We start from the raw sequence: 26,054 nt of genomic DNA on the forward strand, positions 1-26,054 counted from the left end.
GATTACTCGCTGACGGCTTCCTGCGATTCTTCGGCCTCTTCCTCGGTGATGCGCTCGACCGAGACGACCTTTTCATCCGCGTCGGTCTTGAAGATGCGGACGCCCTGCGTGTTGCGGCCGGCGATGCGGATGTCGTGCACCGGGCAGCGGATCAGCTGGCCGCCGTCCGTCACCAGCATGATCTGGTCGTTCTCGCCGATCGGGAAGGAGGCGAGCAGGCGGCCATTGCGCTCGTTCGCGACCATCGCGACGATGCCTTTGCCGCCGCGGCCGGAGGTGCGGAATTCGTATGACGAGGAGCGCTTGCCGAAGCCCCTGTTCGACACCGTCAACACGAACTGCTCGGCAGCCTGCATTTCGGCGAAGCGCTCCGGCGTGAGTGTGATGGCGTCGCCGCTGGCTTCCTCGCCGTCGCTCTCTGCCGGAACGGTTTCGGCATCCTCGGCATCTTCCGAGCGGCGAAGTGCGTTCGCCTGCTTCAAATAAGCGGCGCGTTCTTCGGCGGGCGCCTCAAAATGATTGAGGATCGCCATCGAGATCACTTCGTCGCCGTCGTCGAGCCTGATGCCGCGAACGCCGGTCGAGTCACGCCCTTTGAAGAGGCGGATCTCGTCCGAGATCAGGAAGCGGATGCACTGGCCTTCCGCGCTGGTCAGCAGCACGTCCTGGTTCGGTGTCGAGATGGCGACCTGCACGATGCGGTCGCCCTCGTCGAGCTTCATCGCGATCTTGCCGTTTCGATTGATGTTCTCGAAGTCGGCCAGAGCGTTGCGGCGGACGTTGCCGGAGCGGGTGGCGAAGATCAGCTCAAGGTCGCCCCAGGTGGAAGAATCCTCCGGCAGAGGCAGGATCGAGGTGATGGCTTCGCCTTCTTCCAGCGGCAGCAGGTTGACGAGCGCCTTGCCCGGAGATTGCGGCGATGCAGCCGGCAGGCGCCAAACCTTCATGCGATAGCACATGCCGCGCGAGGAGAAGAACAGCACGGGCGTGTGCGTCGAGGTAACGAACAACTGCGTGACGAAATCCTCGTCGCGCGTCGACATGCCGGAGCGGCCTTTGCCGCCGCGGCGCTGGGCGCGATAGGCGGCGAGCGGCACCCGCTTGATGTACCCCTTGTGGCTGACAGTCACGACGCAGTCTTCGCGCTGAATGAGGTCTTCGTCTTCGACGTCGCCGTCGAAATCCATGATCTCGGTTTTGCGCGGTGTCGCGAATTCGTCCTTGATCGACTGCAGCTCGCCCTTGACGATGTCGACGACGCGGGCGCGCGAAGCGAGGATCGTGAGGTATTCTTTGATCTCGGTCGCGATCTTGTTCAACTCGTCGGAAATTTCGTCTCTGCCGAGGGCGGTGAGGCGGGCGAGGCGCAGTTCGAGGATCGACTTGGCCTGCTCTTCCGAGAGGCGATACGTGCCTTCGGCCGAAACCTTGTGGCGCGGATCAGCGATCAACTCGATCAGCGGCGTCATATCTTTCGCGGGCCAGTCGCGCGCCATCAACTGCTCTTTGGCTTCGGCGGGAGATGCCGAATAACGGATGAGCTTGATGACTTCGTCGATGTTGGCGACGGCGATGGCCAGGCCGACGAGGACGTGAGCGCGGGCGCGGGCCTTGTTCAACAAGTGCTTGATGCGGCGCGTCACGACTTCCTGGCGGAAGCTCGTGAAGGCCGAGATGAAGTCCTTGAGGTTCAGGCTTTCCGGGCGGCCACCGTTGATCGCCAGCATGTTGGCGCCGAACGTCGTCTGCAGGTCGGAATATTTGTAGAGGTTGTTGAGCACCACGTCGGCGACGGCATCGCGTTTCAATTCGATGACGATGCGGATGCCTTCGCGGTTTGATTCATCCCAAAGGTCGGAGATGCCTTCGATCTTCTTGTCGCGCACGAGATCGGCAATCTTTTCGATCAGCGTGCGCTTGTTGACCTGATAGGGGATCTCGGTGACGACGAGCGCCTCACGATCCTTGCGGATGTTCTCGACCTTGACGCGTGCGCGCATGATGATCGAGCCGCGGCCCTTGTGGTAGGCATTGAGAATGCCGCCGCGGCCGAGGATGATGCCAGCCGTCGGGAAGTCCGGGCCCTGGATGATCTGGGTCAGGTCTTCGAGACTGACCTCGGGATTGTCGAGGTCGGCGATACAGGCATCGATGACTTCGCCGAGGTTGTGCGGCGGGATGTTGGTTGCCATGCCGACCGCGATGCCGCCTGCGCCGTTGACGAGCAGGTTCGGGAATTTCGAGGGCAGGACGGTTGGCTCTTGAATCGTACCGTCGTAGTTGTCGCGATAATCGACGGTGTCGTTGTCGAGGTCATCGAGCATGAAGCCCGCGACTTTGGCGAGACGCGATTCCGTGTAGCGTTCGGCTGCAGGCGGATCGCCGTCGATGGAGCCGAAGTTGCCTTGGCCGTCGACGAGGGGCACGCGCATAGAGAAATCCTGCGCGAGGCGCACGAGCGCGTCGTAGATCGCAAGGTTGCCGTGCGGGTGATATTTGCCCATCACTTCGCCGACGATGCGCGCCGACTTGACGTATTTTTTGTTCCAGTCGAGCCCGAGTTCGTTCATCGCGAAGAGAATGCGGCGGTGGACGGGCTTTAAGCCATCGCGCACGTCAGGGAGCGCGCGGGAAATGATGACGCTCATCGCGTAGTCGAGATAGGAGCGTTTCATCTCGTCCGAGATGGAGATCGGGCGGATGTCGCTCGGCTCGCGGCCGGACGGATTTTCTTCGTCGTTATTGTCGGTCAAAGTCAGCTCTTTCCGGGATGAGATCGGCGGGGGTGATACGCACCAGCGGCCGACGGGAAACCAGTGCTTATACTGTAGCCGAAACGGAAACCGAATGCCACCTGCGCGGCGTCGTGCCACGGCTCCACAGAATTTAGAAAATCTCTTTCATATCAAACGGTTATTGAGTCATGTTTGGGCGTGTTGCGATTGCCGCCGTGAAGCGCCGGCGAGATCGCGGCGAACGGCGTGGAATGGTGGCAGAATCGGTGCGCTGAAGACTGCGCGGCGCATGCCTCCACGGGCCGCCCGCGGGCGTTTTCGCGATGGCTGACGGCCTCGGCTTTTCACGCGGAACGGCATTTCGTTCACTGCGTTGGCGAAGCAGGAACAAGTTGCAAAAAGCAAAACATCCGGCGCACAGCGTCGGAGAGAGGACTGTTATGCGCGCGATATTCGCTGGCTGTGCAATTGCATTGTCGCCGATGCTGATCGAGATGGCGTTTGCGGCGGAAGAGGTTGGGCCGGAAGCGTTCAATAACAATTGCCGGACCTGCCATTCGTGGAAGGAGGGCGACAATCGCCTCGGCCCGACCTTGCACGGCATTATCGGTCGCAAAGCGGGAACGGCTGAGGGGTTCAATTATTCGAATGCGATGAAGTCGTCAGGCATCACGTGGGATGAGGCGACGCTCGATAAGTTCATCACCAACCCGAATGCGGTCGTTCCCAATAACAACATGAAGCCGTTCAGCGGCGTCGGCGACGCGGCGACGCGCAAGCAGATCATCGATTTTCTGAAGAGCAATCCGAAGTGAATTTGCGCGCGGGGAGAATGAATTTACCGTGGGCGGTGAATTCGGCCTGCTTAATTCTTGCGGTCCGCAGCATCTGATTTGCGCCCAGTCGTATTTGCGCTGTGGCCCAGCCGGCCTCACTGTCAATCACGAATGTTCGCGCAGACGTGACAATTTGCATTGACTTCGTGATTGCATTGCTCAATGTTCCCGGCCTGGGAATGGAATCTCCCGTAAAACCGCCCCGATGGCTGATGATTCCTACTGCGTTGATGTCCTCATTCTTCGAGTGAGGCCGCGGTAGGATCGTTTCTATTTTCCTGCCACGGGAGAGGCGTGTCTCTTTCATCAACTCAGAAGTCGGGGGGATGGAGGAGACAGTCGAGTGGTTGAGCTTTCCACGCTTGCAACCCCTCTCTTCTGAAACTCCTTCATCCTCCCGGCGACGGCCGAGTGGGCTCAGCTGCGTCGCGATAAGCGACGCTAGCACATGGAGGAAGTAATGAGGAAGTGGGCTAGCTCCACGGCCGCCGTTGCTCTGCTGGCAATTTCGTCGCCGGCCTGGGCCAATGAGGACGTGATTAAACTATCGCAAGACCCCAATAACTGGGCCATTCAGTCGGGCGATTATAGTGGTCATCGCTATTCCAAGCTTGACCAGATCAACACCGAAAACGTCGGTCAGCTGAAAGTGGCTTGGACGTTCTCGACGGGCGTTCTTCGCGGCCATGAAGGCGGCCCGCTCGTCGTCGGCGACGTCATGTACGTCCACACGGCATTTCCGAACATCGTCTATGCCTTGGATCTCGCGCACGAACAGAAGATCATCTGGAAGTACGTGCCGAAGCAGGACCCGTCGGTTATTCCGGTCATGTGCTGCGACACGGTCAACCGTGGCGTGCAATACGCTGAAGGCAAGATCTTCCTCCATCAGGCCGACACCGCCCTCGTCGCTCTCGACGCGAAGACGGGTAAGGAACTGTGGAAGGTCGTCGACGGCGATCCGAAGAAGGGCGAGACGGGCACGGGTGCTCCGCTTGTCGTCAAGGATAAGGTCATCATCGGCATCTCGGGCGCCGAATTCGGCGTTCGCTGCCATCTGACCGCTTACGACATCAACACCGGTAAGAAGGTGTGGCGCGCCTACTCGATGGGTCCCGACTCCGACATCCTCGTCGATCCGGAGAAGACCATGTCGCTCGGCAAGCCGGTCGGCAAAGACTCCTCGCTCAAGACCTGGAACGGCGATGAGTGGAAGATCGGTGGCGGTTCGACCTGGGGCTACATGTCCTACGATCCGGCGCTCAACCTGATCTACTACGGCACGGGCAATCCCTCGACCTGGAACGCGGCTCAGCGTGCGGGACCGGATGGCAAGCCCATCGATCAGAAGTGGTCGATGACCTACTTCGCGCGTGACGTCGACACCGGTATCGCCAAGTGGGCCTACCAGATGACGCCGTTCGACGAGTGGGACTATGACGGCATCAACGAGTCTCTGCTCGCGACGATGAACATCAAGGGCAAGGAGCACAAGACGCTGACGCACTTCGACCGTAACGGCTTTGCTTATACGATCGATCGCGTCACGGGTGAGCCGCTCGTTGCCGAGAAGTATGATCCGATCGTCAACTGGGCGACCGGCATCGATCTCGACAAGTCGAGCCCGAACTACGGCCGTCCGATCCGCGTGAAGAAGTACTCGACGTTCGCGAACGGTACGGATTTTAACACGAAGGGCATCTGCCCTGCGGCTCTCGGAACGAAAGATCAGCAACCGGCTTCCTATTCGGAGCTGACTCACCTGTTCTACGTGCCGACGAACCACGTCTGCATGGACTACGAACCGTTCAAGGTCTCGTACACGGCCGGTCAGCCTTACGTCGGCGCCACGCTTTCGATGTTCCCCGGTCCGGATAAGCCGGAGCGCATGGGTAACTTCATCGCGTGGGATGGCGCTAAGGGTAAGATCGTCTGGTCGGATCCGGAGCAGTTCTCGGTGTGGTCAGGTGCTCTGACGACGGCCGGCGGCGTTGCCTTCTACGGCACGCTCGAAGGCTACTTCAAGGCCGTCGACCAGAAGACCGGCAAGCTGCTTTACAAGTTCAAGACGCCGTCGGGCATCATCGGTAACGCGATGACCTACATGCACGATGGCAAGCAGTACGTTGCTGTGCTTTCGGGCGTTGGTGGCTGGGCCGGTATCGGTCTCGCTGCCGGCTTGACGAACCCGACCGATGGCCTCGGTGCCGTCGGTGGCTACTCGGGCCTGTCGGATTACACCAACCTCGGCGGTTCTCTGACTGTCTTCTCGCTGCCTTAGCGCTTCCTCCGTGACAGAAACGTCATAGGCTGCGAGCAACTTGGCCGGCGCGTTTTCGAACGTGCCGGTCCTTTGGCGATGTGGCTCCGCGCGAATGTGATCGCGGGGCCACCTCCGCCGTTTAAGTCCTGCGAAATGCCACGCGGATTTATTCATCCTATTGGTGAAACGTCGTCTGGCCCTCTGGGCAAGGGGAGGGGCAGAGGCTATTCAGGACATTCCTGAATGGTGAAGGCGCATATGGCTCGCATTGGTTTTTATTCCGGCTCGTTTGATCCCGTGACGCTTGGGCATACTGACGTCATCCGGCGGGCCGCGGGGTTGCTCGACAGGCTCGTCATCGGCATCGGCGTCAATCCGGGCAAAGCGCCGATGTTTGACGACAGCGAACGCGTTGCGATGCTGGAAGAAGAAGTGCAGCCAATCGTCGAGGCGACTAAGACCGAGATTGTGGTCGTGACGTTTTCGGGGCTGGCGGTCGATGCGGCGCGGACGCACAAGGCATCGATCATCATTCGCGGTCTGCGCGACGGCACCGACTTCGATTATGAAATGCAGATGGCTGGGATGAACGGCGAAATGGCGCCGGAAATCCAGACGGTCTATGTTGCGGCGTCTCCTGCCGTGCGGCACATCGCGGCGAACCTCGTGCGGGCTGTGGCGACGATGGGCGGCGATCCCTCGCCGTTCGTTTCGAAAGGCGTGCTGAAGCGCCTCAAGGCGAAGGCCGCCAAACCTCGCTAAGGCACTCATATGGTGCTCCCCGTTAAAGCCGAACTTTTGAAATTGTTGCGAAAAATTCCGCTTGGCCTAGTTGCCTCATCCGACAGGCTTGCGAGTGAACTCGGAGTTCCCGCACCACTCGTCGTCACGCTCATGGGGCAGCTTTCCGAAGACGAACGCGATCTTGTGCCTTGGCATCGCGTGGTCGCCAAAGGCGGCGCCATCGGGCGCGGACCGCATCGCGATCAGCAGTTTGCGCGGCTGGTGCGAGAGGGCGTGACGGTTTCGCCGGCCGGAATAGTCCAGGATCTCGAACGGCACATGATCTCGGGGTTCGACGACGAGTCTTTGCTTGCAAAGGCACCTGAAGAGCCGTCGAAGATGGGCGGGCGTTCGCGCGGCATGAAAGATCGGCCTTAAGGCTAGGCACCGGCGCCGGCACCCAAGCAGCGTAAGAATGCTCTGCGGAAGCTTGTCTGGATCCCGGCCTGCGCCGGGATGACGTTTGGTGTATTGCGCAAATTTATCGTTCTCGGGCTCGTCCCGAGGATGACGGGAAAAGCGCGGTTGCTCCCAACCACCGTCATGCCGACGGAGGTCGGCACCCAGACAACGGCCAACATGACCGATATTTCGGTTTACCAGCATCCCGGCCTTCGCCTTGTTGGAGAGGCGTCGAATACGTAATTCCGCCTTGTGGGTTGCGGCTTAGCCGTCAAATCGCCATAAGGGCGGCAACACTGCCCGCCGCGGCGCTAGGCGGCCGGGATTGGCCCGGAAAAAGCCTGGCGAAATCATTCATCCACGAGGAACGCCATGGTTCGGTTTTTATCGTTCGTTCTCGCTTCGCTGCTGATGGCGAGCGTGTTTACAAGCTCGACGGCACGCGCCGACGGCGACAAGCTCGTCATCGAGCTCAAGAACGGCAAGGTGGTCATTCAGCTTCGGCCGGATCTTGCGCCCAAGACGGTCGAACAGATCAAGACGCTCGCCAACCAGGGCTTCTATAACGGCATCAAATGGCATCGCGTCATCGACGACTTCATGGCGCAGACCGGCGATCCGACCGGCACGGGAATGGGCGGCTCGAAGCTACCGGACCTTCCGGCTGAATTTTCCGATGAGGAGTTCAAGCGCGGCACGGTTGCGATGGCCCGGTCGTCGGACCCGAACTCTGCAAACAGTCAGTTTTTCATCTGCTTCAACAGCATTGGCTGCGCAGGCCTGAAGGGCCAGTATACGATCTTCGGGCAGGTCATCGAGGGCATGCAGTACGTCGACATGATCAAGCGCGGTGAGCCCGGCTCGGGCACAGTGACCAATCCCGACGTGATGCAGAAGGTCTACGTTCAGTAGTTGAATCGCCTTCTCCCTATTGCCACTTGGCAGATTGACGAGGGGCGGGTCGTTATTTCGTATCGCTGCCACCCCTCAGCTTAGCCCTCTCGCCTTGGACGGGAGAGGGGAAGAAAAGAAAGGAACTTTCCGAAATGGCCGAATACAAAGATCCCGAAAACACGCTTCTGATCGAGACGAGCAAGGGGCCTGTCGTCATCGAGCTTCTTCCGGACCTGGCGCCGAAGCATGTCGAGCGCATCAAGACGCTGGCGCGTGAAGGGTTCTACGACGGGATCGTGTTTCATCGCGTGATCGATGGGTTCATGGCGCAGACAGGTTGCCCGCAGGGTCGCGGCACCGGCGGATCGTCGTATGAGAATCTGCCCGCAGAGTTCAATGCTGAGCCGCATGTGCGTGGTGTCTGCTCGATGGCGCGGGCTTCGAACCCGAATTCGGCCAACAGCCAGTTCTTCATCTGCTTCGACGACGCGCGCTTTCTCGACAAGCAGTACACCGTCTGGGGCAAGGTGATCGAGGGCATGGATAATGTCGATCAGATCAACAAGGGCGAGCCGCCCAAGAGCCCGGACAAGATGATTAAGGTCCGCGTCGCGGCGGATGCTGCCTGATGGCGGCGCCCGGCGACAACGGCAAAGGCGCGCCAGCGGGTGCGCCTTTTCTCATTCCGGTATGGGCTGGGCTTGCGGGCGCTGCGGGCGTCGCGCTTTCGGCCGCGGCGGCGCATAAAGTCGATAGCCCTGCGCTGGCGACGGCCGCGACGGTTCTGACGCTTCACGCGGCGGCAGCAGTCGGGATTTTTGCGGTCGCCATTCGCAGCGCATGTCCAAAGCTGTGGTCGGCGGCGGCGCTGTTGATGCTGGTTGCGGCCTCGGTGTTTACCGGCGAGATCGCGTTTCACACGTTTACAGATAACGCGTCGTTCCGGTTCCTGGCGCCAATCGGCGGCTCGGGAATGATCCTGAGCTGGGTGCTCGTCGCCGTTGCGGGCTTTTGCAACCGCGGGCGGAATTAGCATCGTCGACGAAGGTTGGCACCCGGGCCATGGGCAACCGATGACGTTGCAGGTAACGGCCGTGGAAGGCCGCTTTCCTGGTCCTGACGTTAATGGTGGGGTGTTTCGCGCCTTCCGCCAGGGCCGATGATCGGGTAAGTCGCGCGCATGCGTACCGATCTTTTCGATTTTGTCTTACCAGATGCCTCCATCGCGCTGTATCCGGCCGAGCCGCGGGATAGCGCGCGGCTGCTCGTCGTCCATCCAGTGAAGGGCAGTTGCGCGCGCGACGACGCCGACCTCGAAGACAAAACCATTCGCGATCTGCCCAGCCTGTTGCAACCGGGCGATGCGCTCGTCTTCAACGATACGAAGGTCATCCCGGCGGCGCTGGCAGGGGTGCGGGTGCGCGGTGATGTTCGCGCCAAGGTCGATTTCAATCTGACGAAGCGTGTGAGCGACAACACGTGGCGTGCGTTTGCGCGGCCGGCGAAACGGCTCGAAGCCGGCGACCGGGTTCGCTTCGGGCACGGCGAAGATACGTGCATGCTCGGTGCGTTAGATGCCACGGTTGCAGCGAAAGGCGATGCGGGCGAAGTCGAGCTGGCGTTCGATCTGTCGGGCGCGGTACTCGATGAAGCGATTGCCGCCATCGGTGCGATGCCGTTGCCGCCCTACATTGCGCTGAAGCGTGAGCCCGATGCGCGCGATCGCGACACCTATCAGACGATCTATGCTGACAAGGACGGCGCGGTCGCGGCGCCGACCGCCGGTCTGCATTTCACGCCGGAGCTTTTTGCAGCACTCGATGCGCGCGGCATCTCGCGCCATTTCGTGACGCTGCATGTCGGCGCGGGCACGTTCCTGCCGGTGAAGGCGGACGATACCGATGGCCATAAGATGCATTCGGAGTGGGGCGAGGTTTCGCCTGAGACTGCGGCTGCGTTGAATGAAGTGCGTGCGCGGGGCGGGCGGATAGTGGCGGTCGGCACGACATCGCTTCGGCTGCTCGAAAGCGCGACGCGCGAGGATGGCACGATCATGCCGTGGTCGGGCGAGACGGCGATTTTCATTACGCCCGGCTATCGCTTCAAAGCGATCGACGTGCTGATGACGAACTTCCATCTGCCGCGTTCGACGTTGTTCATGCTGGTGTCGGCATTCTCCGGCCTCGGCACGATGCGCGCAGCCTACGGACACGCGATCCACTCTGGCTACCGGTTCTATTCCTATGGCGACGCGAGCCTGCTGTTTCGCGACACGGGCGGTTAATATTGCATCGTCGGCGCTACTTCTCCTGCACAAATCGCATTGCTAAGCTTGGGAGTGCCAATCCCGGCAATCCGCCTCGTTCCTGTGAGCCTCGATGACATCTCATATGCCTGCCCTTCTGCTCCGACTTAGCGCGATCGCAATTCTGACGCCGGGCATGTTCCTGTGCGCGGGCGCAAACGCTTGGGCGGAAAGCGCGGCATGTACGTCCGTCGATACGCCACGCTGCGTCGAGAAGCTGCCGACGGGGATCGACATGGCCTACATCGAAGTCGGCCCCGCGGATGGCAAACCTGTTCTTCTCATTCACGGACTGACCGATAGTGTCCGTTCGTGGTCACTGTCGATGGATGATCTGCACAAGATCGACCCGAGCCTTCACATCATCGCCGTCGATTTGCGCGGGCATGGCCAGAGCAGCATGCCGGACGCCAAAGCGTGCGCCCCCGATCCTGAAAAATGCTATCGCATGTCGGATCTGGCAGGCGATGTCGTCGCTTTCATGAAGGCGAAGGGAATTGCCAAGGCCGATATGGCCGGGCATTCGATGGGATCGTTCGTCGTCCAAGAAATCGCGCTCAGCCATCCGGAGATGGTGGGGCATGCCATTCTTGTCGCGACCGGAGCGAAGAGCGTCGGCAATGCGGCGCTCAGCGATTTCGTGCTCAAGCAGACGGTCGAAGGCACGTGGAAAAAAGCTCTGGAAGCGAAAGGATTGGCATTTCCCGCCGGCGTCTACGAGTTGACGCCGCTCGACGCCGATCCCAAAGCCATGGAATGGATCGCGGCCAACTGGACGCTCGATCCGGCGGCTCAGCCCGCGTTTCTTAAACCCTATACGCCAGAGACGGCGAAGACCCGTCTGGGGACGTGGATTGGTGCAACGCGCGGGCTTCTGGCCCAGGACAATACCGAGCGCCTGAAGAGCATGTCGGTGCCGACACTCGTGTTGTGGGCGACGCAAGACAGCATCTACCTTGCGAAAGACCAGGACGAGATCAAAGCGTCGCTCAAGGATGCCGCTGCGAAGACCGGTTTGACCTTCTATTGGAAGGAATACGGTAAGCTGCCGCTGCCTGCTTCAGGGGCGCAGGAGAGCGACATCGGTCACAACATTCAATGGTCGGCTTCGGAGACGGTGGCGAAGGATATCGATTCTTTCATTAAGATCGGCGCTCCGACATCGGACCTTGCACACAGCGATGCGGCTCCGAATATCAGCACTATCGTCGTTGAGCCGGGCAAGGCCGTCGTCGAAAAAATCGGAAAATAAAAGCGGCCGGACGAGAGCCGGCGCATGAAGAGATTTGAATGCAAACGACTAAAGTTGATACGCCATCTTCCAAGGTGTCGGAAGGCCCTTCGGCTTTCGAATTCCGGAAGCTGGCGCAAGACGGCAAGGCGCGGCTCGGTGAGATCCATACGCCGCGGGGTGTGATCCGCACACCGGCGTTCATGCCGGTGGGCACGGTCGCGACTGTGAAGGCGCTGTACCCCGAGCAGGTGCGCGATGCGGGCGCCGACATTCTGCTCGGCAACACGTATCACCTGATGCTGCGGCCGGGCGCGGAGCGCGTGGCGAAGCTCGGCGGACTGCACAAGTTCATGCGCTGGGATAAGCCGATCCTGACCGACTCCGGCGGCTTCCAGGTGATGAGCCTCGGCAAGATCCGCAAGATCACGGAAGAGGGCGTGGCGTTCCAATCGCATATCGACGGTTCGCGGCACATGCTGTCGCCGGAGCGTTCGATCGAGATCCAGTGTCTGCTCGGTTCCGACATTCAGATGCAGTTCGACGAATGCATCGAACTTCCGGCCGAGCGCAAAGAAGTCGAGCGCGCGATGGAACTGTCGCTGCGCTGGGCCGAGCGCTCAAAGCGCGCCTTCGAGATGCAACTTGCGTCAGGCGGTGCGGGGCCGGGGCAGGCGCTGTTCGCAATCGTGCAGGGCGGCACCGATATTCCGCTTCGCCATCGCTCGGCCGATGCGCTCGTTGCGATGGATTTTCCGGGTTACGCGGTCGGTGGTCTCGCGGTCGGTGAGGGGCATGAGGCGATGATCGCGACGCTCGGCGAAACGCTGCCGCATCTGCCGTCTGAGAAGCCGCGCTACCTGATGGGCGTCGGCACGCCCCTCGATCTGATCGAAAGCGTGCGGCTCGGCGTTGATATGTTCGATTGCGTGATGCCGACGCGGAACGGGCGGCACGGCTACGCCTTCACCTGGGGCGGTCCGCTTAACCTTCGGAATGCGAAGTTTGCGGAGGATATGGCGCCGCTCGATGAATTCAGTTCGTGTCCGGCGGCGAAGGATTTTTCGCGTGCCTATGTCCACCATCTGATCAAGTCGGGCGAATTTCTTGGCGCGATGATCCTGTCATGGGTCAACACAGTGTTCTATCAGGACCTGATGGCTGCGATGCGCGCGGCAATCGCCGAAGGCCGCTTCGACGACTGGGCGACGGAGACGAAGGCGCGGATCATCGCTTCTCCTCAATCGGCTCCAGCGCCATGAGATTTTCCTTATGCGCGATGCGCTCGCGATGGATCAGGTAAAGTCCTGAGCCAACGATGACGAGCGAGCCGATGAAACTCCATTCATCGGGCTTGTCTCCGAACACGAAGTAGCTCAGCGCGATCATGCTGATAAGCTCGACGTAGATGAAGGGCGTCACCGCCGAGACCGGCGCGAACCGGTAGGCTTGGATCAGCAGGAAGTGACCGCCGCCGCCAAGGGTGCCGAGCAGGAGCAGCATCGTCCATATCTCGACGCTCGGGAACCAGATCCAGTCGTGAAAGGCGAACGGAGCTGCGGCCACGAGGCCGACGATCGAGCCGTAGTTGAGCGTGACCAGAGGCGGGTCGAACATCGAAAGCTTGCGCGTGACGATCAAGAGCAGCGAATAGGCAAACATCGATCCGAACGCGAAAGCGAATGCCGGCTCAATCGCTGTGAAGCCGGGGTGCACGACGATCAGGACGCCGATGAAGCCAACGGCAATCGCCATCATGCGGCGCCAGCCAACATGCTCGCCGAGCAACGGCACGGCGAGCGCTGCGACGACGAGCGGCGTCAGGAACGTGATCGACAGCGTCTGGTCGAGGCGCAGGTATTTCACGGCCACGAAGTTCAAAAGCGTCGTCAGCACCATCAAGGTCGAACGGGTGAGCTGAAGCTTTACACTCGCTGTTTTGAAGAGGCTCAGCATTCCCGCGGGGCCGAGCAGAGCGGTGATCCAGAAGATCTGGCTGAAGAAGCGCATCCATACGATCTGCGAAACCGGGACGCCGAGCCGCGTGCCGAGGTACTTCGCGGTCGTATCGAGAACCGAGAACAGGATGACCCCGGCGCAGACGAGGAGGATGGCCTTCAGGCGATCGGGCATCGGAAGATTGCTTCTGCGATAAAGTGTGCGCGGCTCAGCCACGCCGGGCAACCGGCGAGCGCCATCATTCGGTTCCGTGTTCGAGGCCCTGCGTCAGCGCGTTGGCGGACGCAGGGAAAGCGTGGCTTATGCGATGCCCGTTAGGACTTGGTCATTGCATCGCGTTTTTTGAGCAGTTCGTCGAGTTCGGCTTGCTGCTCATTGATGCGGTCGGCAGTCAGTTCTTCGTTGGCCGCTCCAGAGAATCCGGCAGCCTGCTCGACGAGTTCGCGAAGGTTGTCGCGGAGGATGGCGATGCGCTGCTCAATTTCGGCAAGGGTCTCGGTGTCTGCCATAGTCATTTCCAATCGTTAGAGGTGGCGCGCATCTCAGGCGCCCAGTTCGTCGGTGATATAGCGCGCCGCAACTGCGGGAGCCACCCGCGTTTCTTGCGGGGCTGCGACCATCCGCCAGAAGGGCTGATAGAATGAGGGTTGCGGGTTCCGAAGGTCGTTTCTATAAGCACGCTTCGGCGCGCGACGTGCCCATCCCCATCCGGTGGATGCGGTGTGGCTTAGGGCCGGGATCAAGCTTGGCAGTGTATGCCGTCTAAGTCATTGATTTGGTGTGATAAAGGGCCCGTAGCTCAGCGGTAGAGCATCTGACTTTTAATCAGAGGGTCGTTGGTTCGATCCCAACCGGGCTCACCACCAGAATCAATGGGTTAGTCTTTTCGAGGCGGGTGCGATCCAGGGGCAGATCCGAGGGGCCGCCGTACCAAGAGTGCTTCAGCGACAGTAATCGCTTATTTCGCAAATCCGGGGCTGTGCCCAACCTAGCCTCGCAGCATGTCGGGCTACAATGCTGAGAAAGCTGCTTTCGGTCAGCGGGTTTACGCTTCTGTCGCGCATGACCGGGTTCGCGCGCGACGTGCTCATGGCGTGGATCCTGGGCAAAGGCATGCTCTCGGATGCGTTCCTGTTCGCGTTTCTTTTTCCGAATTATTTCCGCGCCATTTTTGGAGAAGGGACGCTCAATCCTGCTTTCCTTCCGCGCTATGCAGCGCTTCACGCAAAAGGCGACTTGAACGCGGCTCAGCGTTTCGCAAATCAAGTCTTCACGTGGCAGATCGCTGCTCAGGCGGTGCTGCTGGTAGGCGCGCTCGTTGCCATGCCACTGCTCGTGCACTTCCTTGTGCCTGGCTATACAACCGAACAGCTTGCGCTGACGGCCAGTCTCGCGCGCATCACCTTTCCATACCTCATTCTGACGGTCGTCGCGATTCAGCTATCGGCGATGCTCAACGCGATCGGAAAGTTCTGGGCGGCTGCAGCATGGTCGAACTTCCTGAACCTATCGATGATCGCGACACTGCTCGCATCGAGCTGGTTTCCTAATGCCGCGTACGCTGCAGCGTGGGGCGTTCTAATCGGCGGGTTTTGCCAGCTCGTGTTCATTCTCTGGGCGGCGAGACGTGACGGGCTTTCCGTCAAGCTCGCGATACCGCGATGGACGCCGGAGGTCGCTGAATTCTTCAAGGCTCTCGGGATCGTCACGGTCGGGGCGGCCAGCGTGGTTGTGGCGCCGCTTATCGACTTCGTCATCGCCAGCTATCTCGCGACAGGAAGCCGGACTGCCCTTTATTATGCGGATCGTATCAATCAGTTGCCGCTCGGTGTTCTCGGCATCGCTCTCGGGACCGTCCTGCTGCCCGAAATGTCGGTGCGATTGGCGCGAAACGACCGTGCCGGATCCGACAATGCTCAAAATCGTTCTGCAGCGCTAACGTTGCTGCTGACCTTGCCGTTCGCATTTGTGTTCATCGCGATCCCCGATACCATCATGCGCGCGGTGTTCGCGCATGGGGCGTTCGACACGCGGTCGGCCGAGCTTGCGGGATCTGCGCTCGCCGCGTACGGCGCCGGGCTTCCGGCAATGGCACTCGTGCGCATCGTGTCTTCGACTTTTTATGCGCGTCACGACACGCTTACTCCTGCGCGGGCAACCGTGACGTCGATCGTGCTCAATATCATCCTCAAGGTCGTGTTTGTTTGGGGCTTCGATCTCGGCGTGGCAGGCGTCGCGCTTGGAACCGCGTTAGGCGCTTGGATGAATGTCGCCATACTCACATGGCTTGGCCGGAGCCGCGCATTGTTAGCGATCGAAGAGATTTTCGTCAGAGCGCTGGGGCCTGCACTGTTAGCGGCTGTGGCGGCCGGAGGAGGCGCGTGGTTCGGCGCTCGAATTGGTGCCACCCTTGTTCCGGGGCATTTCGCGGACATCGCCGCGCTGGCTGCTGCTATCGGTTGCTCGGGGCTCGCATACGTTATCGCGGTCGTGATGTTTCGGACGCGTCTTCCGCTCGGAAAATTTGCCGGAGAAGTACCGGTTGCCGGTCGATCCGAATGATCGAACACCATTGCGCGCGGCTTCGTGCGTGCTGACGGACCTCAGCCAGTTCGGTGGTTGAATTGCTTGCGTGGAAGGCGCGGCTGGAATGTTGCGTGACGCAATCGGACAATTTTTAGGGAAGTCTTCAGTGTAAAGATTAATAGGATGGCGCGTCTCGTCCATTCCCTCAGACGCGAAAGCTGGTTTCGCACTCCCCCCGTGCCACCAGCTCAGGCGTCGGCCGTCCCCCCGAAGGCCGACGCCCCCCAGTCCCCCGGTATTGCAATCACTTTGCCCCTAGGCGCCGCTCGTCTATTTGCGGCGCGCAAACCCTTTGACAGAAAATCGCGAGTGGCAGATTGTTAGTGCGCGCTGGACGGGGACCCATAACGTCTGGGAGTGTTCCATGCGTAAAGTGATCTTGGCAGCAAGTGTGTTTGCTGGCGTCCTTACTGCTCTTGGAAGTTTCGCTTCGGTCAGTTCTGTTGCGGCTGCGAATTTCGTAGCGCCGATACCTAAACATCAGAGTGTCGCGATGAAGGTCACCCATCGCCGCTACTGGTATCCCGGCTATTACGCATACTATCCATCTTATCCGGCTTATCCTGCTTACGGGCCCTACTATTACGCGCCGCCGCCGCCGGTCGCGTATGCGCCTCCCGTCGTCTATTACCCTGGCCCTCGCTACTATCCTGGCCCTGCCGTCTACCCACCCTATGGCGCCGTCAGGTATGGGCGTCCGTATGACTCGCTATATGTGGGATGGTGAGGACGTGTTGAGGCGTCGGCCGAATGCACCAATGGCCGACGCTCTCCATTCGTTTGCTAGTTTGGCCGTTGGTCGCGTTTGGCCTGCGCTCTGGCATTCGCTTTGAGGATGCTGCCGATCTTCGCGCCGGGCGTGCGAACACGTTTTGGCGCGCCGCCCTTGTCCTTTTGACCGGCACCCGCCGTTTGTCCGCCAGAGGGATGGTGAGCAAATTTGTTTTCCCGGTGAAGCGCCAGCGCCCGATGTGCCGCTTCGACGTGGTCGGCTTTGACTTCGAGCGCATAGATAAGGGCGCGCTCTTTTTTCACGCGCTTCAGAGCATGGGCGAAGACCTGCTTTCGTCTTGCGGGATGTTCCGCGGTACCTGGAAAGCTCTTGCCGCGCTTATCCGCGGTACCCTTTGTCTCGCGACGCTTTTGGCGCGTGAAGGTTTTTTCTTTGTCGCGAAATCCTTCAAGTCGCTGGGCCAAGTTCCGAAGCCCGTCTTTGTCGAGATCATAAATTGCCGGGTGATGCGACGACTTAACGACTTCGTATTCGTCGTGGCTCAGAAGGCTTCTTTCGTCCTTGTTTGAGAATGACATGACGCTCACACCCTATTGGTTATAATGCGTGTTCGTATGATAGGTGATCATCAGCATAGCCATGATGATGGCCGAGAAGAGCCCCGCCAGCGCGCCGAGCAAAACGGGCATTTGGCCAAGAACGTCGCCATAAAGGTCGTGTGCCGCCAAGCTTCCGGCAATTGAGGCGATGGCCGAATACGTGACGACAAGACCCGGCACGCGCGTGTCGTCAGCGCCAAATCCGGCGCCAAGAAAAATCACTTTATAGCGGATGATGCTGGCCACCGTGGTTGCAACCAAGCCGGCAATGATCGCGATTGTGCGGGAACTCAATTCTGTGCCGCTCAGCACCAAACCTATGAGCGCGCCGATAGCTGTCGCGACGAGGATAACAATTATGAGGCTGGCGGAGATTGTACCGGGTTTTCGTACTGGCATGATCGCTCCCAATATTTTTTATTTGAAAAGACGCAGTCTGATTGGTTTTCCAGGCTAGTCAAGGAAGCCGCGCGCCAGCGGACGTGCTCGTTTCAGAGCGTTGGTAAAGGAAAAGGAAGCGAGTTTCCCATCGCGGCGAAAGCACACGCGTGCTCCGCGATGGTCGACAAACTGCCTGTTTGGGCATGCGCGTTTGCGAGCGGTTAGCGCACAATTTTAATCAGTTGTCGTCAGTCCGGTTGGGCTTGGACCAACCGGCAAATGCAATGTGGACCAATCAATTAGCTTTTGCGGGTTGCGAAAAGCGACGCTCGGCTTGTCGTCCGTTTTTGGCCGGTCGAACCGACGAACGTACCGACAGTCCTGTCATGAGCCGCATTCCCGTGAGATCAGCCATGCAATCGCGTGCATGGACAACTTGCGGGCCGCGCTGCATGACCCGCCGCTTAAATTTCATGAGGCCGCGCGAGCTGCGCGTTTAGTATTATGGCACTTTGCACGTACAGTTCCGATGAACTCGCCGAGGTTCAGCGCATCCTCCAGGAGATCATCGCTGAGGCTCAGGCGTCGCCTGACAGCCCTGATGTCGAAGAAATCATCGAGCGGCTGTTCGACTTGGCCGATCACGGCGAGCGCGACCCGGAAAAGCTGCGGGCGTCGGTGCTTAGCAAGGCCGCCTAAATCGCTAGTGATGGCGCTGCGGCGCAAATCGAATTTCCCAATCGTAGATTAAAAGCGGCCGGGCGACGCGATCGTCGCCCGGCTCAAACGCCGTCACAGTCACGGTGCGTGGTAGAGGTAACGCGCCTGTGGCATTCGCGGATCATTCGCGGGGCGCCTGCGGCCCTTGATGCGCCGGTTGCGATTGCGTCGGCTGATCCAGCGAGCGGTCGGCCAGCGTCGTCGGGCGTTCGGGATGTCCGAGGCCGATGAGGGTTGCCAAAAGGACCACGCCGAATGCGGCGCCTGCGAACATCATGAATCCCGGACCGATGCCGGTCTTATCGAACGGATCTTCTATTCGCTGTTGCTGATTGCGCTTTTCAGTGTCGGAAAAGCGCGGGTCTGACCACGGAGCCATGTTTTCCTCCATCGTTTTTATTTGGATTCGGAGGATCAACGTGTCGTCGCTGGCGGGGTTCCAGCCCTTGCTCTGTGTGCAATGCAAAATCGAAATTTGCGAAGGAAATTGCGCTGAACCGGCATAATGTCCGGTATTCGACGAAAACTTGATTGCGCCCTGCCATACGAAATGCACGATCATTCATCGACGACATCCACTCAAGAATGGTGCGTCGATATACATGCTGTGCATTTGTTTCTTACTAGGGAGAGAGTTTCATGCGTCGTAGCATTTTCATTTTGTCATTCGCCACTTTGTTCGTTGCAGCTTCAGCGCAGGCGCAAACGCCATTGAGCGACGCCGATTGCGAAGCGACTTGGAAGGCAGCAGGCGGAGTTGATCTCACGGCAGACACTGCGAAACCTTTTATCGCAAGTTTCGATCAGGTTGACGTTGACCACAACGGCGCGATCAACTGGGAAGAGTTCAAGGCGGGTTGCGCGAAAGGATTAGTCACGAAGTGACCGGCGACGTGCAATACGTTGGCCTAATGGCTTTTTGATTTTCTCATAGCCCTTACTCGGAACGAACGCCTTGCGCCGACGGCGTGAAAGGCGTCAATGGACGTCAGCCTTGCTGGGGAAGCTTTTCCTGCCAGCAAGGCTTTCTGGTGCGGTTTCATTTTTATGAGGCACCCATGCCCTATGCCGTGAATGACGATCTGCCGCCGTCGGTGCGCGATCATCTACCGGACCATGCGCAAGACATTTTTCGCGCCGCTTTCAATTCGGCTTTCGACGAATACGGCGGCGATGAGGAGCGGGCTTTCCGCGTAGCTTGGGCGGCGGTGAAGCGCATGTACGTCAAGGAAGGGGGGCAGTGGGTGCCACGCGGAGTCCCCGGATGATAGGGCTTTGTAATGGGCAATCGAGCTGAGGCCGCCGCGACCTTACGAGGGCTGCCCGGTTTTGCTCGCAAGGGGCGCGGATTTAAAATCCGATTTCGGCGCAGCGGCACTTCAGCTTCTTGCAAACTAGGGACTACAAAAAAGCCGAACTGAATTTTCCTCGCTGAGATATATGTCCGGCATTGTCCTGCCCAAGCGGAAATGAGGTTGAGGAAATGCCAACATACAAAGGTGAGTGTTTTTGCGGAGCTGTAAAGGTAGAGGCGACAGGCGCGCCTGATGCGATGGGCTATTGCCATTGCAATTCGTGCCGCGCGTGGTCGGCGGGGCCTGTCAATGCATTCACGCTGTGGAAGCCGGATGCGGTCCAGGTGACGGAAGGCGCCGAATTCATCGGCATGTATCAGAAGACACCGGTGAGCCAGCGGCAGTACTGTACGAAATGCGGCGGGCACGTGATGACTAATCATCCCCCGCTTGGGCTTGTCGACGTTTACGCGGCGATACTGCCGACGTTGGCTTTCAAACCCGAAGTTCATGTGAACTATGCTGAGACGGTTTTGCCGATGAAGGACGGGCTTCCCAAGCTCAAGGATTTCCCGAAGGAGTTCGGCGGCTCGGGCGAGGTTATCGCTGAGTGAGGCTTGGCCTTTGCGGCTCGCACTTTCGATGATGAGCGCTCGCTTCGGCGGGCGCTTTTTCCTTTGTGGATGTCGGCTGCAAGCTGCGCGTCGCGATGACGTTCGAAGCGGTGTGTCGGCAAGTCGAGAGAGGTGGCAATCCGCAATACGGCCGCGATGAACATGCGATGAATGTAAGGCAGCGAAACTGGTTCATGCCGCGGCGGCGCACGGTCTCATAGCATTTCATTCACACCGCACAATTTACGAAATGAAAGCGCCGCGGCGCCCGAGTGAAACAAATTCCGGGGTGTCTGCGTTCTGCGTTCAGAAGACGGCGGGCCACCCGCCGAAGGAGGAAGAAATGAGAAAATATATCGGGCTTGCCGCCGCGTTGGTTTCGGCTCTGCCGCTCATGACGTTCGCGACCAGCGCTGACGCAGGCGGCCGTCATTATCATGGCGGCTATCACCACGGCTGGCATGGCCGCTACGGACGTGGCTATGGCCGCCATTGGCATCGCGGACGCGGGTATTGGCATAACGGGCGCTGGATTGCACTCGGCGTCGGTGCGGCGATTGCCGGTGCTGCTGCGGCAAGTGCTTATGATGACTGCTATTGGCGTCACGGCCGCCGCTACTGCTACTAAAGTCTCGGTATTGCCGCTCAGACGTAATGCCCCGGACCGTCCAAGGCCGGGGCTTCTTTTTGCCCGACTGCTGCCATCAGGCGCTTTAGCCAGCTTCTTGACGCCGGGTTTTGCACAGCCTGGCTGTGCAATACTCGATTTATGTGGACTTCGTGGCTGTCGACGTTGGCCTAAGGTTCCGCCTTATGCTGGGTTGCCCGCAGTTGTGGGAGGTTGCGTTATGTTTAGCACGAAGTTGGTCGCGTCCGCGTTCGTTATTCTGGCGTCCGCCAGCGGTATCGCGGGAGTCAGCACGTCCGCGCCGGACGCGCTCAAGCCTCAAAACATCCCGATAGCACTCGACAACAATTCCTTGCTTGTCGCGACGCTAGCGAACGGCGAAATCCAGACGCATTGGATGTCGCGCAACGCGTGCGAGCAGGTCGAGGCGGCGGTGGCGTCCGGAGACGCTGTAGCCGGTATCAGACCCGACGGTGTGAGCGTCTACATCGCGAAGGCCAACTGCAGCACGCGCCGGATCGAGGTCGATCCTGCCGCCGTCACGCTCAGCAGCGCGTCTCCAATCGAGCAGTGAGAGCTCGATCGTCGGCTTCATGCAGCGATCAAAGCCGGCCTGCCGGTTAGGCGCGCAATGAGTTCGGCTTCGTCGTGAATATCCGTCCGCCGCAGGATGCGAGCAAGACCGACGCGCGCAGCCGGCATCGAGATGGCAAGCGCTTGGGCTGCGCGGTCAAGCGAGAGACCTTGCGCCAGCAACGAGAGCAGCCAACTCTCGGCTATGCTCACCGGATGATGACGCAGGAGCGTTTCGGCTGGTGAGCGTTCCGCTGTATCGAACGCTTTGACGAAGACTGCAACGCGCGCGCAACGGGAGACGCCGACCGGCAGCCTTACGCGCTCGTCGATATGCGCAACCCACACGGCCAAAGATTTCGTTCCGCACCCCTTGATGATGATCGGAGGCCCGCGGCGCGAACAGGTCGAGCGGCCGCGGCCGGCATCGGCTATGGCTTGGCGCAGCAGGCTGTTGCCGTGATTTTCGCGGGCGGCGAGTTCGTCTTCGAGACAAAGCAGGGCGCAGCCGTCGAGTAATTTCTCTCCCGCGGTGTTCGCGTGCAGGATTTTGCCGGAGGGGTTTGTGAGGATGATGCCGACGCGCATCGGGTCGAATGCCGCCGACGTACAATGGTGCGCGAGCGGCATGTAATCGAGAAGCTGTGCGATTGCGGTTGCGCGGCGAATGTACGGCGCGAGGGCGGACAGTTTTGCGATGTCCTGCGGGACGTAGGGGCCGGCGGTGTGCGGACGCGCAATCAACAGCATGGAGAACGATCTGGCGGACTTCGAGATCGTGAGGATAGCGACATCATCGAGGCCTTCCGGTCGAAGGACTCTTTTGTGCCAGAGCGAGTTGCGCACCTCCTTGCTGCCGAAGAGCGCGTTCGTCGTAAATGCCCTGGCGACGCCAAGCAGCCAGACGGCGGGAAGCGCAGGGCTCAAGGGCGCCGTGGCGACTATTGCCCGTTCAAGACTTGTGCTGACCTTCCAGCTCGCTTCCACGCGTGCACTCTCGCCTGGGGTTTGGGCGACGATTGCGGCCGCGCAGCCGCGGATCAATCGCGCGGCGCTGCCGAGGGCGGTGGCCCAGCGGCTCGGGTCCATCGAACAATCGTAGATGTTGTTGAGGAAATTGAGGGGGGCGCGAGTAGTAGCGCAATCGACCTCTACCAAAGGCCCCCCCCGTAATGAAAACATAAACGCTAGAAATCAATAGGTGGCTGCAATGCAGCAATTCTCAAACGGTGCTGCGCTGGCCTGCATCACCCGTTTGAATAATGAGAAAGAAACTTTTGTCTGATCGTTACCGGAAGTCCACCAATTAATCAGTGTGCAGTCTTTATTTTGTGCGCAGTGCGAATTTGATCGCCGTTTAGTGACGTCCTTGGAGGTCAGGCGGCCGTACGGCTGGCGTGGTCTGGACCGTTCAGGATTTTGCGAATGACGTCGGCAGGTTCGGGGCGATTGAAGAGGAAACCCTGCACGGACGTGCAGCCGTATTCTTTGACGATGTCTAGCTGCTCGTTGGTTTCGACGCCTTCGGCGGTGGTGAGCATGCCGAGCGTTCGGGCGAGATCGACGATCGTACCCAAGATGGCTCGGGCCTCCATCGAGACGGCGAGGTCGCGCACGAACGAACGGTCGATCTTAATTTTATGGAACGGCACTTTCGTTAGCGAACTGAGAGATGAATAGCCCGTGCCGAAATCGTCCATCGCGATTTCGACGCCGAGATCGCAGACCTGATGGAGGACGTGAGTTGCGAGCTGGATATCCTTCATGATCATCGATTCCGTGACTTCGATGGTCAGGCGGTGGCTGGGCAGCCCGGATTCCGCCAGCGCGGCCTTGACGGTGTCGACGAAGCTTACGGCTTCGAGTTCGACCGCGCTGATGTTGATGGACACGCTCATATGCTCGGGCCAGGACATGGCTTCGATGCACGCTTGGCGTAGCACTTTCGCGCCGAGATCGGCGATCATGCCGATTTCCTCGGCAATCGGGATGAAGTCGGCGGGCGAGGCGAGCCCAAGACGCGGGTGCTGCCAGCGAAGCAGCGCTTCGGCCCCGATTGGTGTCATCGTATCTAAGCCGTAGATCGGCTGATAGTGCAGCTCGAATTCGTCGTTGGTGATGGCCTCGCGGATCTCGGCCTCCAGCAACGTACGCGCCTTCACCTTGGCATCGAGTTCTCGCTCGAACAGGCGAAAAGTTCCGCGCTGATCTTCCTTGGCGGCATAGAGCGCAAGGTCGGCGAGCCGGAAAAGTTCGTTGGGATCGCAGCTATCATCGGGAGCCGTCGCGATGCCGATGCTGCCGCCGCAGATAACGTCCTTGCGGCCCAGCCTGACCGGTTCGTTTAGAATGGAGATCAGGCGTTGCGCGAGCTTGGTTGCGCTCGCGGGATGGTCGAGATCCGTAACGAGGACGGCAAATTCATCGCCGCCGAGGCGGGCCACGGTATCGCTTTCGCGCAATGCGCCGGTCAAGCGGTCGGCGACGACCTGCAAGAGTTCGTCACCCGCCGCGTGGCCCAGCGTGTCGTTGACGACCTTGAAGTTGTCAAGATCGAGAAGCAGAAGCGCCATCCGATCGCCGCGTTTTGCACGCGCCATTGCAAGCTGCATGCGTTCAGCGAGCAGGTGGCGATTGGGAAGCGACGTCAGCGCGTCGTGGCGCGCCATGTAGGCGGCCTTTCGGTCGGCTTTGCGTCGCTCCGTGACGTCGATGGCGGCGATCAGGAGCGCGTCTTCGCCTTCGTGAATAAGCGGGCGGACGTAGACCTCAACTTCGATTGAGCGGCCGTCACGGCGATAGTGTTTGAAAAGCTGCGCTTCATTCGTCGGTAAAATTTGCTGGTCGCCGTGGTCAAACGGCAGGTTCAGATCTCCGTTTTGGATGTCTCGCAGCGATAGCAGCGAGAAATCCTTGCGAGAATATCCGTAGTGGGCAATGGCGGCGGTGTTGACAGCGAGGATCGCCCGGGTATCGCGGCTGACGACGAACATCGGGAGCGGGTTGTTTTCGAACAACAGGCGGATCGAGGCCTCGCGCTGCTTCATCTCCGTGATGTCGATGCGCAAGCTGATTAAGCCGCCTTCGCTCGTGCGGCATTCTTCGATCAGATAACAGCGGCCGTTGTCCAGCAGCTGTTCGTGCGAGGCGGCGGGCGTTTCGAGATTTTTAATGCGCTCGGCGAGCCAAGCTTCCTCGCGACCGAAGGCTTCTGGATACATTTGCCGTTCCATGCCGATCCGCAGCGCTTCCTCCAGGCTGCGGCCGACGGCAATGGTGTCGCGAGCTCGTTGGTAAATTTCCGCGTAGCGCTTATTCCAGGCGACGTAGCGGTTCTCGGCGTCCAGGATGACGATGCCTTCGGGGAGGATATCAATTGCTTCCTTAAGCCGGTGGTGTGCCTTCTCGAGTTCGGCCTTTTGGGCCGACATCGCGTGCTCCTGGGCTCGCAGGTGGTCGTTCAGTTCGTCGCGCAGGGCGATTTCCGCGGAAAGCCGTTCCTGCAGGCGCGAATGAGACTCAATTGCTTCTGAAAGCAGCATCACGATCATGAAGACCGTCAACATTCTGAGCTGCATAAGCTGAACATCGGTCAGCCACGGCACGCCTTCGAAACGGATCCCGACGTGAAATCCGGACGCCGTGGCGACGAAGAGTATCGCCGACATTATCAGTGCAGCCGCAGAGGTCGCACTCGCACCCAGTCGGCAGGCGATTAGGACCAGTATGGGTAGGACCACAAAGCTGAGTGGCCTCACCGCAATGACGATAATCGTTGCCACGGCAAGCGCAGCAAACAGAGCGTAAGTTTCCCATGCGGCTTTGGAAGACGGAGGCGCGTGGTTTTTCTGGTGCATGCGGACCAGGGCCGGGGTGACCAGCAGCAGGCCAAGAAGGTCGGCAAACAGCCAGGAGCTGAAGACGCGCCAGCTTATGGTTCCCGTCGTCAACGTCGCGACGATTGAGGCTGCGGTTGATGAAATCAGCGCGCCTGTAGCGGTGGCGATCGAGAAGGAGATCAGGAAGCGGACGCTGCGGAACTCAAAGGGTTCTGCCTCTCGCAGCCGCAGAACGTAGAAAGCCGTACAGAGTTCGATGGTATTCGTCAGTGCAAAGCCGATATTGGCCGCGAGTCCGCGTTGAGCGAAGTAGTTCGCGATGATATCTGCGACAAGGACGGCCGATAAAATCTGGCGGCGTCGCCATGGACGTTTCGCAAGAATGAGCGCGGCAAGTACGATGCCGTTCGCAGGCCAGATGGTGGCGACGCCATTGCTATCCTGGGTGAAGGCAGCCGAAAGATAAGCGACGATTCCGAAGATGACAGCTACGGCAGCGGCGTTGACGAGGCCTTCGCTGTCTTCGATACGCAGAGTTCTCAATGGAGAGAATGTCCGGACCCCGCTAACCGACATCAGAAATGCTTTCGTTCCCCAACGGACCAAGGTCCGCCTATTCCAGTTTTTCCAATTTTTCCGGAATTGCATTGGAGACAGAGTTGTCAACTGTAAAACAAA

The 26,054-nt window shown here is 59.6% G+C and carries 26 protein-coding genes, 1 tRNA gene and 1 riboswitch; of the genes, 19 read left to right on the forward strand and 8 right to left on the reverse strand.

Annotated features, from left to right (window positions below; genetic code table 11):
• Positions 1-2 precede the first annotated feature (2 nt).
• Positions 3-2,753 carry a DNA gyrase subunit A gene (gyrA, locus tag RLW41_RS16730; protein ID WP_414462194.1) on the reverse strand — a complete coding sequence of 917 codons (2,751 nt, stop codon included), beginning with the start codon at positions 2,751-2,753 and terminating at the stop codon, positions 3-5.
• A gap of 422 nt (positions 2,754-3,175) precedes the next feature.
• Between gyrA and RLW41_RS16735 the strand changes: the two genes are divergently transcribed.
• The 10 genes from RLW41_RS16735 (at position 3,176) to tgt (ending at position 12,711) form a co-directional block, all read left to right on the forward strand.
• Positions 3,176-3,550, forward strand: a complete 375-nt coding sequence (locus tag RLW41_RS16735) for a c-type cytochrome (protein ID WP_414462195.1) — start codon at positions 3,176-3,178, stop codon at positions 3,548-3,550.
• Between the two features lie 187 nt (positions 3,551-3,737).
• A riboswitch (Fluoride riboswitch) is annotated at positions 3,738-3,800 on the forward strand.
• Positions 3,801-4,031: 231 nt separating this feature from the next.
• Entirely contained in the window at positions 4,032-5,852 is a 1,821-nt protein-coding gene (locus tag RLW41_RS16740; RefSeq protein ID WP_414462196.1) for a methanol/ethanol family PQQ-dependent dehydrogenase, read from the forward strand.
• Between the two features lie 240 nt (positions 5,853-6,092).
• A complete protein-coding gene (coaD, locus tag RLW41_RS16745) occupies positions 6,093-6,596 on the forward strand; it encodes a pantetheine-phosphate adenylyltransferase (protein ID WP_409563242.1) in 504 nt (167 codons plus the stop codon).
• Positions 6,597-6,605: 9 nt separating this feature from the next.
• Positions 6,606-6,995: an MGMT family protein gene (locus RLW41_RS16750; protein ID WP_414462197.1), complete on the forward strand. Its 390-nt coding sequence runs from the start codon at positions 6,606-6,608 to the stop codon at positions 6,993-6,995.
• A 396-nt stretch (positions 6,996-7,391) separates the two neighbouring features.
• A complete protein-coding gene (locus tag RLW41_RS16755) occupies positions 7,392-7,931 on the forward strand; it encodes a peptidylprolyl isomerase (RefSeq protein ID WP_414462198.1) in 540 nt (179 codons plus the stop codon).
• A 134-nt stretch (positions 7,932-8,065) separates the two neighbouring features.
• Positions 8,066-8,542: a peptidylprolyl isomerase gene (locus RLW41_RS16760; RefSeq protein WP_414462199.1), complete on the forward strand. Its 477-nt coding sequence runs from the start codon at positions 8,066-8,068 to the stop codon at positions 8,540-8,542.
• Positions 8,542-8,946: a DUF423 domain-containing protein gene (locus tag RLW41_RS16765; RefSeq protein ID WP_414462200.1), complete on the forward strand. Its 405-nt coding sequence runs from the start codon at positions 8,542-8,544 to the stop codon at positions 8,944-8,946. The genes RLW41_RS16760 and RLW41_RS16765 overlap by 1 nt, the downstream gene beginning before the upstream one ends.
• A 147-nt stretch (positions 8,947-9,093) precedes the next feature.
• Positions 9,094-10,197, forward strand: a complete 1,104-nt coding sequence (gene queA, locus RLW41_RS16770; protein WP_414462201.1) for a tRNA preQ1(34) S-adenosylmethionine ribosyltransferase-isomerase QueA — start codon at positions 9,094-9,096, stop codon at positions 10,195-10,197.
• A 94-nt stretch (positions 10,198-10,291) separates the two neighbouring features.
• Complete coding sequence (locus RLW41_RS16775) at positions 10,292-11,470, forward strand: alpha/beta fold hydrolase (RefSeq protein ID WP_414462202.1); 1,179 nt, start codon at positions 10,292-10,294, stop codon at positions 11,468-11,470.
• A gap of 38 nt (positions 11,471-11,508) precedes the next feature.
• Positions 11,509-12,711: a tRNA guanosine(34) transglycosylase Tgt gene (gene tgt / locus RLW41_RS16780; RefSeq protein WP_414462203.1), complete on the forward strand. Its 1,203-nt coding sequence runs from the start codon at positions 11,509-11,511 to the stop codon at positions 12,709-12,711.
• On the opposite strand, the gene RLW41_RS16785 is transcribed toward tgt, so the two are convergent.
• Positions 12,677-13,582 (reverse strand): DMT family transporter, encoded by a 906-nt coding sequence (locus RLW41_RS16785; protein ID WP_414462204.1) that lies wholly within the window; start codon positions 13,580-13,582, stop codon positions 12,677-12,679. The two genes, tgt and RLW41_RS16785, sit on opposite strands and share 35 nt — an antisense overlap.
• A gap of 140 nt (positions 13,583-13,722) precedes the next feature.
• Positions 13,723-13,917 (reverse strand): hypothetical protein, encoded by a 195-nt coding sequence (locus RLW41_RS16790; RefSeq protein ID WP_024275621.1) that lies wholly within the window; start codon positions 13,915-13,917, stop codon positions 13,723-13,725.
• Positions 13,918-14,196: 279 nt separating this feature from the next.
• On the opposite strand from RLW41_RS16790, the gene RLW41_RS16795 reads away from it, so the two are divergent.
• The 3 genes from RLW41_RS16795 to RLW41_RS16805 all read left to right on the forward strand — a co-directional run bounded on the left by RLW41_RS16795 (position 14,197) and on the right by RLW41_RS16805 (position 16,721).
• A tRNA-Lys gene (locus RLW41_RS16795) sits at positions 14,197-14,271 on the forward strand.
• Positions 14,272-14,422: 151 nt separating this feature from the next.
• Positions 14,423-15,970, forward strand: a complete 1,548-nt coding sequence (gene murJ / locus RLW41_RS16800; protein WP_414462205.1) for a murein biosynthesis integral membrane protein MurJ — start codon at positions 14,423-14,425, stop codon at positions 15,968-15,970.
• Between the two features lie 388 nt (positions 15,971-16,358).
• On the forward strand, positions 16,359-16,721 hold the full coding sequence (locus tag RLW41_RS16805; protein WP_013947005.1) for a hypothetical protein: 363 nt from the start codon (positions 16,359-16,361) through the stop codon (positions 16,719-16,721).
• 56 nt (positions 16,722-16,777) lie between these two features.
• On the opposite strand, the gene RLW41_RS16810 is transcribed toward RLW41_RS16805, so the two are convergent.
• The gene (locus tag RLW41_RS16810) at positions 16,778-17,305 is read right to left on the reverse strand and encodes a hypothetical protein (protein ID WP_013947006.1); all 528 of its coding nucleotides are present in this window, start codon (positions 17,303-17,305) and stop codon (positions 16,778-16,780) included.
• A 12-nt stretch (positions 17,306-17,317) separates the two neighbouring features.
• A complete protein-coding gene (locus RLW41_RS16815; protein ID WP_013947007.1) occupies positions 17,318-17,725 on the reverse strand; it encodes a hypothetical protein in 408 nt (135 codons plus the stop codon).
• A 486-nt stretch (positions 17,726-18,211) separates the two neighbouring features.
• Here RLW41_RS16815 and RLW41_RS16820 point away from each other — a divergent pair, with 486 nt between their 5' ends.
• A complete protein-coding gene (locus tag RLW41_RS16820; RefSeq protein WP_414462206.1) occupies positions 18,212-18,406 on the forward strand; it encodes a hypothetical protein in 195 nt (64 codons plus the stop codon).
• A gap of 142 nt (positions 18,407-18,548) precedes the next feature.
• Here RLW41_RS16820 and RLW41_RS16825 read toward each other — a convergent pair whose 3' ends face one another.
• Positions 18,549-18,806, reverse strand: coding sequence for a hypothetical protein (locus tag RLW41_RS16825; protein WP_414462207.1), 258 nt, complete (start codon positions 18,804-18,806; stop codon positions 18,549-18,551).
• A 260-nt stretch (positions 18,807-19,066) separates the two neighbouring features.
• Between RLW41_RS16825 and RLW41_RS16830 the strand changes: the two genes are divergently transcribed.
• From RLW41_RS16830 to RLW41_RS16850, 5 genes are all read left to right on the forward strand, one after another.
• A complete protein-coding gene (locus tag RLW41_RS16830) occupies positions 19,067-19,312 on the forward strand; it encodes an EF-hand domain-containing protein (protein ID WP_409562852.1) in 246 nt (81 codons plus the stop codon).
• 173 nt (positions 19,313-19,485) lie between these two features.
• On the forward strand, positions 19,486-19,695 hold the full coding sequence (locus tag RLW41_RS16835) for a ChaB family protein (RefSeq protein ID WP_409562853.1): 210 nt from the start codon (positions 19,486-19,488) through the stop codon (positions 19,693-19,695).
• 215 nt (positions 19,696-19,910) lie between these two features.
• Entirely contained in the window at positions 19,911-20,336 is a 426-nt protein-coding gene (locus RLW41_RS16840) for a GFA family protein (protein WP_409562854.1), read from the forward strand.
• 343 nt (positions 20,337-20,679) lie between these two features.
• Complete coding sequence (locus RLW41_RS16845; RefSeq protein WP_409562855.1) at positions 20,680-20,964, forward strand: hypothetical protein; 285 nt, start codon at positions 20,680-20,682, stop codon at positions 20,962-20,964.
• A gap of 220 nt (positions 20,965-21,184) precedes the next feature.
• Entirely contained in the window at positions 21,185-21,538 is a 354-nt protein-coding gene (locus RLW41_RS16850) for a hypothetical protein (protein ID WP_414462208.1), read from the forward strand.
• Positions 21,539-21,555: 17 nt separating this feature from the next.
• Here the strand turns inward: RLW41_RS16850 and RLW41_RS16855 are convergent, their stop codons facing one another.
• Positions 21,556-22,626 (reverse strand): hypothetical protein, encoded by a 1,071-nt coding sequence (locus RLW41_RS16855; RefSeq protein ID WP_414462209.1) that lies wholly within the window; start codon positions 22,624-22,626, stop codon positions 21,556-21,558.
• Between the two features lie 287 nt (positions 22,627-22,913).
• Positions 22,914-25,919: an EAL domain-containing protein gene (locus tag RLW41_RS16860; protein ID WP_414462210.1), complete on the reverse strand. Its 3,006-nt coding sequence runs from the start codon at positions 25,917-25,919 to the stop codon at positions 22,914-22,916.
• Positions 25,920-26,054: the final 135 nt, after the last annotated feature.

The sequence above is a fragment of the Hyphomicrobium sp. DY-1 genome (assembly GCF_047497105.1).
In the GTDB taxonomy this organism is placed as follows: Bacteria; Pseudomonadota; Alphaproteobacteria; order Rhizobiales; family Hyphomicrobiaceae; genus Hyphomicrobium_B.